General features: G+C 53.7%; 17 protein-coding genes. 16 read left to right on the top strand and 1 reads right to left on the bottom strand.

The features are described 5' to 3' along the window. The first annotated feature begins 3 nt into the window (after positions 1 to 3). From purN to PLIM_RS09055, 14 genes are all read left to right on the top strand, one after another. On the top strand, positions 4 to 648 hold the full coding sequence (gene purN / locus PLIM_RS09120; protein WP_013110020.1) for a phosphoribosylglycinamide formyltransferase: 645 nt from the start codon (positions 4 to 6) through the stop codon (positions 646 to 648). A 518-nt stretch (positions 649 to 1166) separates the two neighbouring features. Then, positions 1167 to 1916 (top strand): DeoR/GlpR family DNA-binding transcription regulator, encoded by a 750-nt coding sequence (locus PLIM_RS09115; protein WP_013110019.1) that lies wholly within the window; start codon positions 1167 to 1169, stop codon positions 1914 to 1916. 46 nt (positions 1917 to 1962) lie between these two features. Next, complete coding sequence (pduL, locus tag PLIM_RS09110; RefSeq protein WP_013110018.1) at positions 1963 to 2697, top strand: phosphate propanoyltransferase; 735 nt, start codon at positions 1963 to 1965, stop codon at positions 2695 to 2697. 87 nt (positions 2698 to 2784) lie between these two features. Continuing rightward, positions 2785 to 3075: a BMC domain-containing protein gene (locus tag PLIM_RS09105; protein ID WP_013110017.1), complete on the top strand. Its 291-nt coding sequence runs from the start codon at positions 2785 to 2787 to the stop codon at positions 3073 to 3075. A 189-nt stretch (positions 3076 to 3264) separates the two neighbouring features. Further along, a complete protein-coding gene (locus PLIM_RS09100) occupies positions 3265 to 3534 on the top strand; it encodes a BMC domain-containing protein (protein ID WP_013110016.1) in 270 nt (89 codons plus the stop codon). Between the two features lie 139 nt (positions 3535 to 3673). Next, positions 3674 to 4861, top strand: a complete 1188-nt coding sequence (locus PLIM_RS09095) for an acetate/propionate family kinase (protein ID WP_013110015.1) — start codon at positions 3674 to 3676, stop codon at positions 4859 to 4861. Between the two features lie 52 nt (positions 4862 to 4913). Beyond that, positions 4914 to 5276, top strand: coding sequence for a EutN/CcmL family microcompartment protein (locus PLIM_RS09090; protein ID WP_013110014.1), 363 nt, complete (start codon positions 4914 to 4916; stop codon positions 5274 to 5276). Then, complete coding sequence (locus PLIM_RS09085; protein ID WP_013110013.1) at positions 5273 to 5788, top strand: hypothetical protein; 516 nt, start codon at positions 5273 to 5275, stop codon at positions 5786 to 5788. The genes PLIM_RS09090 and PLIM_RS09085 overlap by 4 nt, the downstream gene beginning before the upstream one ends. Before the next feature lie 135 nt (positions 5789 to 5923). Further along, a complete protein-coding gene (locus PLIM_RS09080) occupies positions 5924 to 7345 on the top strand; it encodes an aldehyde dehydrogenase family protein (RefSeq protein WP_013110012.1) in 1422 nt (473 codons plus the stop codon). 81 nt (positions 7346 to 7426) lie between these two features. Beyond that, positions 7427 to 7684, top strand: coding sequence for a EutN/CcmL family microcompartment protein (locus tag PLIM_RS09075; RefSeq protein ID WP_013110011.1), 258 nt, complete (start codon positions 7427 to 7429; stop codon positions 7682 to 7684). 84 nt (positions 7685 to 7768) lie between these two features. Further along, entirely contained in the window at positions 7769 to 8629 is an 861-nt protein-coding gene (locus tag PLIM_RS09070) for a hypothetical protein (RefSeq protein ID WP_013110010.1), read from the top strand. Beyond that, complete coding sequence (locus tag PLIM_RS09065; protein ID WP_013110009.1) at positions 8626 to 8937, top strand: EutN/CcmL family microcompartment protein; 312 nt, start codon at positions 8626 to 8628, stop codon at positions 8935 to 8937. Before PLIM_RS09070 ends, PLIM_RS09065 begins: the two co-directional genes overlap by 4 nt. Positions 8938 to 8995: 58 nt before the next feature. Further along, positions 8996 to 9907 carry a class II aldolase/adducin family protein gene (locus PLIM_RS09060; RefSeq protein ID WP_013110008.1) on the top strand — a complete coding sequence of 304 codons (912 nt, stop codon included), beginning with the start codon at positions 8996 to 8998 and terminating at the stop codon, positions 9905 to 9907. Positions 9908 to 10000: 93 nt separating this feature from the next. Next, complete coding sequence (locus PLIM_RS09055) at positions 10001 to 10924, top strand: malate dehydrogenase (RefSeq protein WP_041403408.1); 924 nt, start codon at positions 10001 to 10003, stop codon at positions 10922 to 10924. A 274-nt stretch (positions 10925 to 11198) separates the two neighbouring features. Here PLIM_RS09055 and PLIM_RS09050 read toward each other — a convergent pair whose 3' ends face one another. Further along, positions 11199 to 12011: a sensor histidine kinase gene (locus PLIM_RS09050; RefSeq protein ID WP_013110006.1), complete on the bottom strand. Its 813-nt coding sequence runs from the start codon at positions 12009 to 12011 to the stop codon at positions 11199 to 11201. A 518-nt stretch (positions 12012 to 12529) separates the two neighbouring features. Between PLIM_RS09050 and serC the strand changes: the two genes are divergently transcribed. Together serC and PLIM_RS09040 are read left to right on the top strand one after the other, a co-directional pair. After that, complete coding sequence (gene serC / locus PLIM_RS09045; protein WP_013110005.1) at positions 12530 to 13612, top strand: 3-phosphoserine/phosphohydroxythreonine transaminase; 1083 nt, start codon at positions 12530 to 12532, stop codon at positions 13610 to 13612. Between the two features lie 96 nt (positions 13613 to 13708). Further along, positions 13709 to 14569, top strand: coding sequence for a phosphorylase family protein (locus PLIM_RS09040; protein WP_013110004.1), 861 nt, complete (start codon positions 13709 to 13711; stop codon positions 14567 to 14569). Positions 14570 to 14832: the final 263 nt, after the last annotated feature.

Below are 14832 nucleotides of genomic sequence, written 5' to 3'. Positions count from 1 at the left end.
TCCATGCCACAGGGAGATTCCGCCGGTCATCAGGCTGTTCGTCTGGTTGTCTTGATCTCCGGGGGAGGCACAACGCTTGTAAACCTCTGCCATCGAATCGCAGTGGGTTCCCTCAATGCCCAGATTCCACTGGTCATCAGCAGTCGTCCTGACGCGGGTGGTATCGAAAGAGCCCGACAGCATGGACTGGAAGTCGCGGTCTGCCATCGCAAAGAGTTCCCTTCCACGAGCAGCCACAGCGAAGCAATTTTTCAGCTATGCCGGTCGCGTCAAGCCGATCTTGTCATATGTGGCGGATTTCTCTCGCTTCTTGAAGTTCCAGAAGATTTCCGCAATCGAGTGCTGAACATTCACCCCTCTTTGATCCCTGCGTTTTGCGGCAAAGGGTTTTATGGGCATCATGTTCACGAAGCTGCGATTCAGCGGGGCGTGCAGTTCTCGGGATGTACAGTCCACTTTGTCGATAATGAGTATGATCATGGCCCGATCATTCTCCAGCGGGTTGTAGCCGTCCTGCCAGATGATACGCCCGATGCCTTAGCTCAGCGTGTCTTTGAGGCCGAGTGCGAAGCCTATCCCGAAGCTATTGAGTTGGTGGCAAACCATCGCGTGCAGATTGTTGGCCGCCGGACGATAATTTTGCCTTAGCGGTTAGCCAATCAGAATCGCTTTCTCCACCGTTTAGTACGTTTTGTCAAAGTGGGTCGCACCTTCCTGAAGGCCCTGACATCAAGACGCTGCAACGCTGCAAAAAAAAGGCGTATTATCTGAGACTTACCTCCCAGTCGCCGCTCTTCTAATGAAATCTTTGAGTCTCAGGTCAGTCTCTTCGCGTTGGTGAGTCATATCTGCTGTCAGCCAAACTCTCTGAACAATGATCTGGCTGGCAGCGCCTAGTCGCTCCGGGAATATCGGCACTCCTTGCCTGAACAGACCTTCCGCAAGTTCTTTTCATTCTGCTGGAGCAACTTGTCGATGCCAGTGAATGTGTGAGTTGGTGTTTTCAACAGGATGGCATGTTTTGCAATAATTTGGAAAATAATTGCACTTTGTGATATGTTCCTGCTTGAGTGCGATAGAAGTTCGACCTATTCTTATGACATCCTAGACCGAGCAGTTTAACGGTCAGGATGTCTGGGTAGGTGTGGCGAGGGATGATTTGAACCATGCTTTTGGATCAACGCCGTCGACATGTGCTCGAACTCATTGAAGAAAAAGGCTTTATATCGCTTCATGAGCTTGCGACCAAAACCGGGGTCAGCGAGTCAACACTGAGGCGGGATTTGGAATATCTTGACGGAATTCGGCAGGTTCGCCGCACACGAGGCGGGGCTGCCTATGTCGGTGAATCGGTTGTTTCTCTGGAAGAGCGAAGTGTGACCTCTCTGGTCGAGAAGCAGAGAATTGCTCGTTCGATCTCGGAAACGATAGGAAGTGGTGAAACAGTCCTGCTCGATGGGGGAACGACAACGCTTGAGGTGGCTCGTGCCTTGATTGGCAAAGAACTGCAAGTTGTGACCAATTCCCTGGCGATTGCCAATTTGCTGGTGAACAGCCCGGGTGTGGAATTGATTTTTTTAGGAGGGTATCTGCATCCCAAAACAGGTGTGACTTTAGGCCCGCTCCTGAATTTGGCGTTATCGCAATTGCAGGTCCCTCGCATGGTTTTCAGTGTCGGTGGCGTGACGGAGAAAGGCTTGTTCAACAGCAACACCCTCCTCGTTGAGGCCGAGCGGCGGATGATTGATGCCGCTGAACGAGTGGTGCTGGCGGTTGATAGTCGGAAGTTTGGAAAAGCAGCCCTCTCCCCACTTTGTCCACTCGACCGTGTTCATGAAATTGTGACAGACGAAGGGATTCCCGAAGATTGGCGAAAGCGGATTGAAGACTTGGGAATTGAACTGCGAATTGCGTGATTCAAACCCGTGATAATCAAACGCTGGAGTGAGAAAGAGTTCGCGTATGTCGTCTGATTCTGTGGTTGCAGGCAATATCTCTCGTGCTGACGTCGAGCGAGTGGTTCGAGCCGTACTCACTAGGCAATTGGCGGGAGCGACCACCTCCTCGGGTTCCGTCTCTTCGGCTGGCGGGCCTCCTAACCCCCTCGTCGTCAATATCTCTGCCCGGCATGTGCATCTCACAGAAGAACATGTTGAAGTTCTGTTTGGCAAAGGTGTCAAACTCGAGCCTATGAAGTGGCTTTATCAGGATGGCTACTACGCCGCCAAGCAGACCGTCACCATCTTTGGCCCTCGTCGCCGGATGATTCCTGATGTTCGTGTGCTAGGCCCGTGTCGCAATGCTTCGCAGGTCGAACTGGCTTTCACCGATGGTATTTCGCTCGGGATTGATCTCCCGGTGCGGATCAGTGGGGATCACCATGACACGGTCGGTTGCGTTCTGGTTGGCCCCGCAGGCGTGGTGGAACTCAAGTCGGGTGTCATTCGCGCTATGCGCCATGTCCACATGAGCCCGGCTGACTGTGCTTACTACGGCGTGAAAAATGGCGATGAAATGGATCTCAAAATCCATTCCGGCCCCTGCACCACCACTCTCGAACATGTCACGGTTCGTGAAGATAAAGACGTCAAACTGGAAGTTCATATTGATACGGATGAAGGCAACGCAGTTGATCTCTCGCATGCCACGAAGGTGGAGCTAGTTAAGCCAGTCGGTTGTGGTTGCCATTCAAAATAATGTGAAGGAATACATCCAGCCGGGAGTGTTTTCCGGCTGGCAGGTTTCATAGGTTCTCGCAGTTCCATTTCTTGAGAGGAAGTTTTCATGGCTGGATCGATCGAAGCGCTCGGCATGCTCGAAACCAAGGGTCTCGTTACGATGATCGAAGGGATCGACGCCATGCTCAAGTCGGCCAACGTCCGGCTTGTCGGATGGGAAAAGGTCGGCAGTGGTATTGTTACGGCTTTCGTGGTCGGCGATGTCGCTGCTGTGAAAGCTGCTGTCGATGCCGGCGCTGCCGCATCGAGCAAAATTGGCGAAGTTCTCAGTGTTCAAGTGATTCCACGCCCACACGAAGAACTGGCTGCCATTCTGCCAAAGCCCATCAGCAAGTAATACCCGGCACATGCCTGCGTGTCAGTGAATGAGGTGGTCATGCCCAAGACGTCCAGCAAACGACCGGTTGAAAAATCACGCTCGTCTGCGGAGAAGCGTCCTCGGGAGAAAGCTGCTGCTAGTTCAGTGATCACTCCTGTTGCGAATTCTGTTGAACAACTTCCGTCTCCTGTCTCTGGAACTTCTCTCATGAATGGTGAAGCAATCGGTCTCGTTGAGACCAAAGGGCTTGTCGCCCAGATCGAAGCAGCCGATGCCATGCTGAAGGCCGCCAACGTCACACTCGTCAAGCAGATTCAGATCGGCAACGCTTATATCACCACGATTGTTCGTGGCGATGTGGGCTCCGTTCGAGCTGCGGTCGATGCCGGTCAACAAGCCGCTGCCGCAATCGGTGAAGTGGTGAGCGCGCATGTCATTGCCCGCCCGGAAAAGTCGCTCCTCGAACAGTTCATCTAGGGTTGTCTTGGGTGGGATCGTCTCCCTCTGGGTGCCACTGCTGGCTTGTCCAGCAGTGATTCCGAACGAATGACCTCCACACACCCGAAAATTGCCACAGATTGAAGGCAGCCGCGGATTTCAACACGAGGATTTCCCGATGAAGATTTTGGTCGCCAATCTCGGCTCCACGAGCTTCAAATACCGTTTATTCGATCTCACCACCGAACGGCAGTTGGCGCGTGGTGGCATTGATCGTATTGGCGGGCCGGAAAGTCGGTGTACTGTTGAAATTGGCTCATTCAAAGACGAAGTGACAGCACACGTTCCGGATCATGCGGTGGCAGTCAAATTCTGTCTCGAGCAACTCACAGCTCCTGAAACAGGTTGCCTCAAGGATGCATCTGAACTGGATGGTATCGGCTTCAAAGCAGTGATGGCGGGCGCACTTTCTGGTGTTCGACACGTCGATGATGCTTTGCTCGCCGGGTTAGAGCGGTATGCAGCGATTGCACCGGCTCATAACCCTCCCTATGCCAAAGCCATGCGACAGCTGCAGGGGGCGTTCCCCAATTTGCCTCAGGTTGCTGCTCTCGAAACGGCTTTCCATGAGACCGCTCCACCCGAATTACGGGCCTATGCGGTGCCTCATGAATGGCAGACGCAATATGGTATTCAGCGTTGGGGGTTTCACGGTGCCAGCCATCGGTTTATCAGTCAGCGAATTGCTGAACTCAAAGGCCGATCGGATTTGAAGGTCATCTCCTGCCATTTGGGCGGAAGCAATTCGCTGTGTGCCATTCGTGATGGGAAGTCGCAAGGCAATACATTGGGAATGAGCCCGCAGACCGGATTGCCTCACAACAACCGGGTGGGCGATTTTGATCCCTTTGCCCTCCCTGTGCTGATTCAAGAAACCGGCAAGACGTTGCCTGAAATCCTCGACATTCTTGCGAATAAAAGTGGACTGTTAGGACTCAGTGGTCTCTCGGGCGATGTGCGCGACCTTGAACAGGCCGCCGCTAATGGCCACGAAAGAGCTGAACTGGCACTCAAAGTTTTCACCCAGTCGATCCGTCAGTACATCGGGGCTTATCTGACTGTCCTGAATGGTGCTGATGCCATCGTTTTCACCGGTGGAATTGGCGAGAACAGTAGCCGAATTCGCAAAGACGTCTGTTCTCAGATGGATTTCGCAGGGATCGAAATCGATTTGGCGATCAACGAGAAGCTTCGCACTGAAGGCAAGTTCTCGACTCCGACAAGCAAGATTGAACTCTGGGTCATCCCGACCAATGAAGAATTGGTCGTCGCCCGACAGACAGCCGAACTTCTTTCAAAGTCCTAGTCCATGTACTCCATGGGCAGTCGCTCCTCGTTCTCTTTAAGTTGAATCCACCATGTTCCTCGCACGCGTCACCGGAAGTCTGGTCTCCACGCAGAAGGTCGACTCCATGGTCGGCCAGAAGCTGCTGGTGGTCGAGCCGCTGCGCATCCAGGAACAGATGGTCGATGGCAGGGCTGAATCCCAACTTGTCTCCACAGGTCGCACGTTCATCTCGGTCGATACCGTCGGTGCTGGCGAAGGTCAGGTCGTGTTGATCGTACAGGGTTCATCAGCACGCTTCACTCCTTCAACCAAACCTCTTCCCATTGACTGCGCGATCATCGGTTTGATCGATGTCGTCCAGATTCAAGGGAAGATCGTTTTTAGCACCAGACTTGCCGATCAATCCTCAGCCACTGAGGAGTCCAGGTCATGAACAAATCTTTGTCCGCAAAATCTGAGGCGACACAGGTAACGACACTCGACGCAGCCTTGAGAAATCTGCAGATCATTACGCTGGCACTCATCATGGGGCCGGTGGTCTTTGCCGTAGTAATTACCATCATTCGTGAGTTGAAGTTTGATGGAGACCTGTTCGGCAATCCATTGACTCTGATTGCAGCCATCATGGGTTGTAGTGCGATTGTGCTTTCGTTTGTGCTCCCGGCGCAGATTCTTAAAGGGGCTTTGAACAAGGCGGAAACGATCGATGAGCCCTGGATGGCTCAGAATTTCCTCACCTCAGGCATTGTTCGTCTTGCCGTCGTTGAAGGTGCAGGCATGTTGAATCTTGTGGCCTGGCTGATGGCAGGCTCGATCATCAGTCCCATCGTAGCCGCACTCACTGTCTTCACGATGATGATTCATTTTCCCACACAATCCAAAGTCCAGCAGTTTCGAAAAATCTGTCAGGAGTCGATGGCCTATCGAGGGATTTCCACTGAGTAAGCCATAACAACTCCAGAATGGAACCTCCTCATGGTTCACCAGGTTTCAAACACAAATCCATGAATCATCCGCAGCGATAAGACTTTTGCTCTCATTCGCTGAGAAGATCCAAGCCAGATAGGAAAGACCGAATCGATGCAAGCGACAGAACAAGCCATCCGTCAGGTGGTGCAGGAAGTTCTCGCTCAGCTCAACAAGGGTGGCGCCGAGAAATCAGCAGCCACTCGTGATGGAGACTGGGGTGTCTTCAAAGATGTCGATCAGGCCGTTGCTGCCGCTAACGAAGCGTTTGAAAAGCTTTCGGATGCCGGGATGGACGCCCGCCGCAAAGCGATTGAATGTGTTCGCCAGATCTGCGATTCCCAGGCCGAAGAACTTGGCACACTGGAATTCAACGAGACGAAAATTGGCCGCCTCGATCACAAGATCGAAAAGCTGAAGATCATCAAGCTGGTGCCTGGCACCGAGTTCATGCGAACCGATGCCTTCAGCGGCGATCATGGCCTGACCATTGTGGAATACGCTCCCTTTGGTGTCATTGGTGCCATCACCCCGGTCACGCACTCTCTACCGACATTGGCTGGCAATGTCATCAACATGGTGGCCAGCGGCAATACGCTGATTGTCAACCCACACCCCAGTGGTGCTCGGATTGCTTGCGAAGGTGTTCGTCGCTTTAACAAGGCGATTCATAAAGCCACAGGTCTTGAGAATCTGATCACCATCATCGAACAACCCACGCTGGAAACCGCCGCCGCCATCTTTGCACATCGTGGTGTCAAGCTGTTGTGCGTTACGGGTGGCCCTGCAGTGGCTCGTGCTGCTCTCGAAAGCCGCAAGAAGGCAGTCGTCGCGGGTCCCGGCAATCCGCCTGTTGTCGTTGATGAGACGGCCTGCCTCGAAAATGCCGCGAAGTCGATCGTCAAGGGAGCTGCTTACGACAACAACCTCCTCTGCATTGGCGAGAAGGAAGTCTTCGCAGTCGAGTCGATCTTTGACACGCTCATGGTGCGGATGGGGCAGCAAGGTGGTTATCAACTCTCGGCCCGTGAAGTCGATGCTCTCACCAAACTTGCCTTCACACCTCCTACAAAGCCGGGCGACCACTGGCACCTCAATCGCGACCTCGTTGGTTCTGATGCTACGAAGCTCGCGGAACTCATCGGTGTGAGAGTTCCCGCAGGAACACAGCTTCTCTTTGGCGAAACCGACGTCAACAACCCGTTCGTCCCCGAAGAACAGATGATGCCCTTCGTCCCCTTTGTCCGGGCCAAGAATGTCAATCAGGCGATTGAACTGGCTCTCGAATACGAACATGGTTTCCGGCACACCAGTCTGATTCACTCGCGCAATGTGCAGACGATGACCAAAATGGGAAAAGCTGTCGATACGACGCTCTTCATCAAGAATGGCCCCTCGATGGCTGGTCTTGGGCTAGGTGGCGAAGGCTATCTCAGCTTCAGCATTGCGACGCCGACAGGTGAAGGGGTGACCAACCCACTCACTTTCACACGCAGCCGCCGCTGTGTGCTGGTCGACAGTCTCCGCGTCATCTGATTCGTAAGGTTTTACCGTAGGGCAGGCTCCCGCCTGCCAATCAAGCTCGATCACTTAGAAACACATAGAAAGGAGACGGGGATGCAAGTGGCAAAAATCATTGGACGAGCAACTTCCACGGTCAAGCATCCCAGTCTTCAGGGATGGAAACTGCTGATTGCCCAGCCTTTGGGTGTCAACGACAAACCCGATGGTGCCCCCCAACTGATCATTGATGGTCTGGGAGCTGCCCAGGGCGATCTGGTGGTCATCACTTCCGATGGAAAGACTGTTCGAGAGACTGTGAAGGCGGAGGACAGCCCGATTCGCTTTATGTCACTCGGCCTCGTCGATCCTTGAGTTCAAAACGGATTTGTAGGGCAGGCTCCTGCCTGCCAATTCAGCTGACAATCAACTTTTTTATAAACGACCAGCAAAGTCCCCATGTCCACCGAACTTGTCGATCAGATCGTCCGGAACGTGCTGGCTCAGCTTCACAGCCGAGCTGTTAGCGCCGTACGTCCTGAATCAACAGCTTCGATCGATCAGCCTGTGGCTTCCGTCAGCAGGATTCATTTGCCGCCAGAAACGGTGGCCAGCCTCAATCACGCCTTCCCAGCAACTTCCGTCTCGAAACCATTAGTGACGGCTCCAGCCGTTGCCAGCTCACTTGGCTCCAGTGTGACACTCACGGAAGCGGTGATTACAGCCGAGCTACTCTCCAGGCTCGCTTGTGGTGCTGCTAGAGTTTTTGCCTCCGCAAAGTCGATCGTGACGCCAGCCGCAAAGGATTGGCTCCGCGATCATCATGTGGTTCTTGAACGTGGTCTTTCCCCTGCCAATTCCACATTGCTGCCGAAAGCCGCAGGCAATGCCTCCTCTAACAAAGCTTCAAATCCATCCTCAATGGCTGCGAAGTGGGTCCTCGGTGTGGTCTCTGCCACAGCGAATGTGAAGACCTTTTTGAATAGTACCCAGACAGCCGCGACAGTATCGCAAGTCAAGATTCTTGGCACAGGAACTGAAACCCAGGAGTTCGTCTCCGGAGCGATCCATAAAGCCGAAGCTCATGGGGCCATTCTGATTGAACGCTCAGCAGCCAAGCGGGCCTGCGATCTGAACCGGTCGCCAGCGATACGTGCTGCTGTCGTATCATCCCTCGCCGAGGTGTTGCTCACGAGCAGCGACTTCAGCCCCAATGTTTATGTCATTGACCCGACACTCAAAACATTCATTGAGCTGCGAAATCTGGTGCAAGCCATTGTCCGTACTGGGATCCCCTCAGGAACAGGAGTGGCACCATGAGATTAGCCGAAGTGATTGGCCGGGTCACTTTGTCAAAATGCGATCCCACAGTGCTGGGTGGCACCTGGATTGTGGCAGTTCCACTATTGGCTGAGGGCCTTGCTGCTGTGATTCATCGCGACACGACGATGACTGTTCGCGGACGAGAAGAGGCCATCATTGTTTACGACGAACTGGGAGCAAGCCCGGGGGACATCATTGCCATCAGTGAAGGAGCAGAAGCTTCAGCTCCCTTTCATCCCGATTCCAAACCACTCGATGCTTACAACGCCTGCCTCCTCGACAAGATTGAGCTGACACAAACATAGTTTTCTTCACAACTTACAACTCACAACCCACAACGATCATTTTCAACGGATGTTTCTCATGACCACTGCCAACAAATGGAATTCGGGCATCAACGACCGCAAGCTCAAAGAGCTCATCTGCGAAATTGGTCGCCGGGTGTACAACAAAGGCTTTGCCGCCGCCAACGATGGGAACATTTCGATCCGAGTCGGCGAAAACGAAGTGCTATGTTCCCCCACGATGATCTGTAAGGGGTTCATGACTCCCGATGATATCTGCGCGGTTGACCTTGAAGGCGGCCAGATTGCCGGTAAGCGAAAACGCACCAGCGAGATTCTGCTCCACCTGGCCATCATGAAGCATCGTCCCGATGTGAAGGCTGTTGTGCACTGCCATCCACCACATGCCACAGCCTTTGCAGTAGCTCGCGAACCCATCCCGCAGTGCATTCTGCCAGAAATCGAAGTCTTCATGGGTGAAGTCCCCATCGCCCCTTATGAAACTCCCGGTGGGCATGCCTTTGCCAACACAGTGGTGCCCTTCCTCAAGGGTACCAACACAATCATTCTGACCAATCACGGCACAGTCAGCTTCGGTGCGAACCTCGAAGAAGCTTACTGGAAGACCGAGATCCTCGATGCTTACTGCCGGATTCTGCTGCTTTCCAAGCAATTGGGCCGTGTCGAGTATCTCAACGAGCGAGAGTCGGTTGAGCTTCTCGATCTCAAGAAGAAGCTCGGCTTTGATGATCCCCGCTTCCATGTCGAGAATTGCGATCTTTGCGGCAACAGTGCGTTCCGCGAAGGCTACAAAGACGCTCAGCCACAACCCGCCGCTTTCGAGCCAGCCCCGTATTATCCAGGCTATCTCGAACGACAGAAGTCAACTCCTGCACCAGCCGCAGCTCCATCAGCTGCAGCAGCACCCGTCGATACCGAAATGCTGGTGAAGATGATCACCGAGCAGGTCATGGCCGCCCTCAAAAAGTAGTCTTTTTGTTACCGTTTGATCGCGTGGCACGTCCCTGAGGTCTTCCGAAGGGCGTGGTCTTCAATGCATCGTTTCTCAGCGAAAGTCAGTTCCATGAAAGTCAGCATCATCGGTGGCGGCGGGCTGGTCGGGTCATGTGCCGGGTTTGCACTGCAACTCGGAAAGATCGTTCGCGAGATCGTCATGATCGACGTGAACCCTGAAGCCGCCGATGGTCATGCACTGGATATTCTGCATGGTGCCAGCCTGGTGGCTGATCAGTCGATTCATGCGGGTACAATGGCTGATTGTGCCAATAGCGATGTCATCGTCGTCACCGCCGGCCTGCGGCGTAAGCCCGATGAGAGCCGCCTGGATCTGATCAACCGGAACGTGGCACTTTTCCGCGGAATTCTGGGAGATATCAAGAAAGCGGGCCCGAAGTCAGACGCCATTCTGTTTGTGGTCTCCAACCCCGTCGACGTACTGACTTACCTGGCCATTCGAGAACTGGGTTTGCCACCGAAGCAAGTCATCGGATTAGGAACCGTACTCGATACGACACGCCTGCGCAGCTTGCTGGCACAGCAGCTTTCCGTCCCGCCAACTCAAGTCGATGTCACCATTTATGGTGAGCATGGCGATAGCATGGTGCCGATCTGGTCACTGGGCCAGATTGGCGGCCTGCCCGTCGACAAGTACCCAGGCGTTACGCCGCAACTCATCACCGAGATTGAGAAGCGGGCACGCAACAGCGGTGCGGAAATGCTGAAGAAAAAAGGCGGCGCCGGCTTTGCAGTCGGTGTATCGATTGCCGATGTGATTCACAGTATTGCACTTGATCAGCGTCGTGTGATGCCCGTGTCGTCGTTACAAAACGGGGCTTACGGTCTGCGTGATGTGGCGATTTCCGTTCCAACGATTGTGGGACGCAAAGGTGTTCTGGGGGTCGTTGAAGTGGATCTCTGGCCTAAGGAAAAGATTGCTCTGCAATCGAGCGGCCGCGTTCTGCGAGAGACCATCGAAAAGGTGCTCTAGTTCCCTTAGATCCTCGGTTTTGGTTCTCACGCTCTCGGAGTACTGGGCGAGGATTCTAAGCTCCTTCTCCCGTTTCGATGGGAGAAGGTTGGGATGAGGGCGAGCGCGAACGCATTGGACGAGCAATCCACCAGCAGCTTCATCGCGCGATGCTCTTGCCCTGTAAGCTAATCGCAGACAAATGGCGCTCCCGCGAGAAGCCTTGATGATTGCTGCACATCGCAAGGGAAGACCGTCACCCTGCACTCTCTCGACCGACACGGGCGAGGGTTGATTAGGCCACGGGTATGGTAATCGGCGGCCCAGGAGCGACAGGGATCACTGCCGGAGAAATTCCCGCTAAAGGCAGTTTCAGAGTGAAGGCGGTCCCTTTCCCAGGAGCGCTTTCGACCCGTATTCGCCCACCGTGAGACTCCATGACTTCCCGGGCCAGAGCTAATCCGAGGCCGGTTCCGCCCTGCCCCTGACTGTCTCTCGTTTTGGTGCTGTAGTATGGCTTGAAGATTTCTTTCAGCTGTTCTGCGGGGATACCACAACCGGTATCCCGAATGGAAATTTCGCCAAATCCTTCAGCCAGATTGCTGCGAACGGTCACTATCAGTGACCCGCCATTGGCCATGGCCTGACGGGCATTGACAATCAGATTCAACACCACCTGCTGAATCTGGCTGGCATTGATATTGGCCTGTGGTTTCTGCTCATAGCGGGTCTCGACCCGCACGCGATGCATCTGCAGATCTTTTTCAACCAGCACGAGGACATCTTCGAGCAGATTCACCAGATCCGTCGGCTCGCGACGATCTGCCTGTCGCCTGGCGTAGGAAAGCATTCCGGTCGTGATCTTCGAAGCTCTCTGACCCGCAGCCAGGATCTTGTCGAAGGCTTTTTCGCGGGTGGCAGGGTCTTTATGACGGATCCCCATCTTCGCGTAATTGATCACTGTCATGAGGATATTGTTGAACTCATGGGTGATTGAAGTCGCCAGCATCCCGACAGAAGCCACCTTCTGGGCATGCAGCAACTCGCTCTTGAGTGCCAGAATTTCGGCCTCAAGCTCCGCCAGTCGCGTATTCTGCGAATCTGACATGCCATTCCTTCTTTCGGGCATTGATCACCTTGTTTTGCCGGAAATTCAGCTCACCTGTTTTTTCCGGCACATCTCTCCGCCCCCGAGGTATCGGCGAACCCTCTGACGGCTCATGAGGTCTGCAGAGGGTCGTCGGTTAAGTCTCCCAAATGGGCTAAGCCGATCATGGATCAACGCATTTCGACTGACAAGAATTTCCACTTGCGGGGTTCCGGTAATTTGTGACGCTGGCCACATCGATCTACCGACCGGAAAAGTACCCCTCACTTCCGTAAACCGACACTCGAATTCTTCATGGATCTGACGTGTCACTCACCAGCTTACGAGGAAAAATTCCAATCGAATTCGCCTGATGCTTTGCAAGAATGGAACCATCTGTTGATACTTGCTGGACAATCTAATCAGTGAAAAACGTCATTTACCTTGTAGCGAAAGATCAATCAGAGCCCCGGATCGCCTGCTCGCAGGCTCCCTGTGGAGATTGAGCTTCGTGCACTCCAAATTTTCGGAAACCTCCCATGACTGCCCGAATTTTTAACTTTTCTGCCGGCCCTGCCATTATTCCAGAATCCGTCCTCGAAGAAGCCAAAGAAAACCTCCTGTCTCTGGGTTCGACGGGCATTGGGATTATGGAGCATTCGCACCGTGGTAAGGCGTTTCTGGCGGTTTACGAACAGGCTGTCGCTCGTTGCCGGGAGCTTGCCGGGATTTCCAATGATTACGAAGTTCTTTTTTTGCAAGGGGGGGCCTCTCTTCAGTTCAGCATGGTGCCGATGAATTTTCTCACATCCGGCCAGACTGCCGATTACCTGATCACCGGTGTCTGGTCCGAAAAAGCTCGGGAAGAAGCACAGCGGGTCGGCTCCGTTCACGAAGCCTGCTCCAGCAAAGACAAAAACTTCACTTACATTCCCCAGGAACTGAAGCCAGGTTCATCCCCTGTCTACACTCACTTCACATCGAACAATACGATTTTTGGTACTCAGTTTAGGACTGAGCCAACGCCCGCAGCCGGCTCGTTCCTCGTCTGCGATGCCTCCAGCGATATTTTCTCCCGGCCCATCGATGTTTCCAAATACGGCATCATCTATGGTGGGGCACAGAAAAACCTCGGGCCATCCGGTGTCACGCTGGTCATCATCAGGAAAGATCTCATTGAGCGGGGACAAAAAGAGCTTCCCACCATGCTTCAGTACCGAACTCATGCCAAAAATGAGTCGATGTACAATACACCGCCCACCTTCGGCATTTTCATGATGAATCTCGTCTTTGGATGGATCATTAAGCAGGGTGGCCTCGCGTCCATGGCGGCCAAAAACGAAGCCAAAGCCAAGGTGCTCTATGATTACCTGGACCAGAGCCGTTTATTCAAAGGAACAGCTCAGGCTGACAGCCGGTCGCTGATGAACGTGACGTTTGTCACGGGGAACGAGGCCATCGACCAGCAGTTTGTTTCTGAGGCCACAAAAGCCGGTTTCGACGGGCTCAAAGGGCACCGGAGTGTCGGCGGAATGCGTGCCAGCATTTACAACGCTTTCCCACATGAAGGTGTGGTCGAACTTGTCAAATTCATGAGAGATTTCGAGGCCCGCCAGGCGTAATTGATCGTACCGGAATGTTTTTCATACGACTGGTCAACTCCAACAACGAATGAGGCCATTGTGAACTGGCTGATGTGGCTTCTTCGAGGTTGGGTAATGCAGTCGGCATCTCAGGCAGCAATGGATGCTGTCCGGGGAGCAGCACAAGATTCCGGCAAAGCGTCAGATTCAGCAGCATCAGGGAAAGCCCAGACAACTGCCGATGAAGAGGAAACTCCCCGCCCGGCAATCGTGATCATCGCAGCTCTTCGAATTGAAATCGCTCCTCTTCTGGCCTCGCTCAAACATCCTCATCACGTTCAAGGTGGGGATTTTGTCTTCCATGGTGGTTTCTGGAAGGGGCATCCTGTGGCCATTGTGGAATCGGGGATCGGGCTGGATCGTGCTCGCCGTGCCGCACATGCAGCGATCGATGCCTTCAATCCGCAGTGGATCATCTCCGCAGGATTTGCCGGTGGGCTTGACCCGTCGTTGTCGAAAGGGAGTCTGATTCTGGCGGAAAACGTCCAGCTCTATGGGACAGCTCAACCAGCCATTCAACTGGGGCTCTCGATGGCTTCTGAGCCAGCGAATAAAATCTTCACGGGTTCCATCGTCACAGTTCCCCAAATCATACGTACTGTCAAAGAAAAGCAAGTTGTTTTTGAGAACACTGGAGCCTTGGCGGCCGAAATGGAAACCTGGGGTGTTGCTGATGCCTGCCGAACTCGCCATTGCCGGATGATTTCAATTCGCGTCATCAGTGATGATGCGAAAACAAACCTCCCTCCAGAAATCATGACAGTTTCCGGGCCCACAGGCAGTGTTCGAGCCGGCGCTCTCGTGGGCGCGATTTTGAATCGGCCGGGGAGTATCAACGATCTCTGGAATCTCCGTGAGTCCGCCCTCCAATCATCGGAAAGGCTTTCGGCATTTGTTCAAAGCGTCATGCCGATGCTCCTTCCCTCAGTCGCCTGAAACTGGTCTTGGTATCGACGGATGCAAGTATGACCGGCCATTGACTCCGTAATGCTTCAAGTATTTCAATCAGCGATGCAGGCTGTGTCGCTTATCTCGTCCCGTTAGGCAGTTTGCAAATGCAGCGCGGGCCACTAGGATAGTGGAGGATTTGCAACGGGCAGCGACACCGGCGTTATGGTTTGGTGCAGTCGTCTTTCGTTCCACCATCTGATGGTTCTGAGTCAACAACGCTGGACTTCGCCTTCCTCAGGCCGATTTCC

Origin of the sequence: Planctopirus limnophila DSM 3776, from assembly GCF_000092105.1 — a bacterium.
In the GTDB taxonomy this organism is placed as follows: domain Bacteria; phylum Planctomycetota; class Planctomycetia; order Planctomycetales; family Planctomycetaceae; genus Planctopirus; species Planctopirus limnophila.
Note: the sequence above shows the minus strand (reverse complement) of the source record. Positions and strands in the feature narration are given on the sequence as shown.

Excerpts from the sequence above, each read along its gene's own strand:
- purN (WP_013110020.1), top strand. The coding sequence starts at position 4 with ATGCCACAGGGAGATTCCGCCGGTCATCAGGCTGTTCGTCTGGTTGTC.
- PLIM_RS09115 (WP_013110019.1), top strand. The coding sequence starts at position 1,167 with ATGCTTTTGGATCAACGCCGTCGACATGTGCTCGAACTCATTGAAGAA.
- pduL (WP_013110018.1), top strand. The coding sequence starts at position 1,963 with ATGTCGTCTGATTCTGTGGTTGCAGGCAATATCTCTCGTGCTGACGTC.
- PLIM_RS09105 (WP_013110017.1), top strand. The coding sequence starts at position 2,785 with ATGGCTGGATCGATCGAAGCGCTCGGCATGCTCGAAACCAAGGGTCTC.
- PLIM_RS09100 (WP_013110016.1), top strand. The coding sequence starts at position 3,265 with ATGAATGGTGAAGCAATCGGTCTCGTTGAGACCAAAGGGCTTGTCGCC.
- PLIM_RS09095 (WP_013110015.1), top strand. The coding sequence starts at position 3,674 with ATGAAGATTTTGGTCGCCAATCTCGGCTCCACGAGCTTCAAATACCGT.
- PLIM_RS09090 (WP_013110014.1), top strand. The coding sequence starts at position 4,914 with ATGTTCCTCGCACGCGTCACCGGAAGTCTGGTCTCCACGCAGAAGGTC.
- PLIM_RS09085 (WP_013110013.1), top strand. The coding sequence starts at position 5,273 with ATGAACAAATCTTTGTCCGCAAAATCTGAGGCGACACAGGTAACGACA.
- PLIM_RS09080 (WP_013110012.1), top strand. The coding sequence starts at position 5,924 with ATGCAAGCGACAGAACAAGCCATCCGTCAGGTGGTGCAGGAAGTTCTC.
- PLIM_RS09075 (WP_013110011.1), top strand. The coding sequence starts at position 7,427 with ATGCAAGTGGCAAAAATCATTGGACGAGCAACTTCCACGGTCAAGCAT.
- PLIM_RS09070 (WP_013110010.1), top strand. The coding sequence starts at position 7,769 with ATGTCCACCGAACTTGTCGATCAGATCGTCCGGAACGTGCTGGCTCAG.
- PLIM_RS09065 (WP_013110009.1), top strand. The coding sequence starts at position 8,626 with ATGAGATTAGCCGAAGTGATTGGCCGGGTCACTTTGTCAAAATGCGAT.
- PLIM_RS09060 (WP_013110008.1), top strand. The coding sequence starts at position 8,996 with ATGACCACTGCCAACAAATGGAATTCGGGCATCAACGACCGCAAGCTC.
- PLIM_RS09055 (WP_041403408.1), top strand. The coding sequence starts at position 10,001 with ATGAAAGTCAGCATCATCGGTGGCGGCGGGCTGGTCGGGTCATGTGCC.
- PLIM_RS09050 (WP_013110006.1), bottom strand. The coding sequence starts at position 12,011 with ATGTCAGATTCGCAGAATACGCGACTGGCGGAGCTTGAGGCCGAAATT.
- serC (WP_013110005.1), top strand. The coding sequence starts at position 12,530 with ATGACTGCCCGAATTTTTAACTTTTCTGCCGGCCCTGCCATTATTCCA.
- PLIM_RS09040 (WP_013110004.1), top strand. The coding sequence starts at position 13,709 with ATGCAGTCGGCATCTCAGGCAGCAATGGATGCTGTCCGGGGAGCAGCA.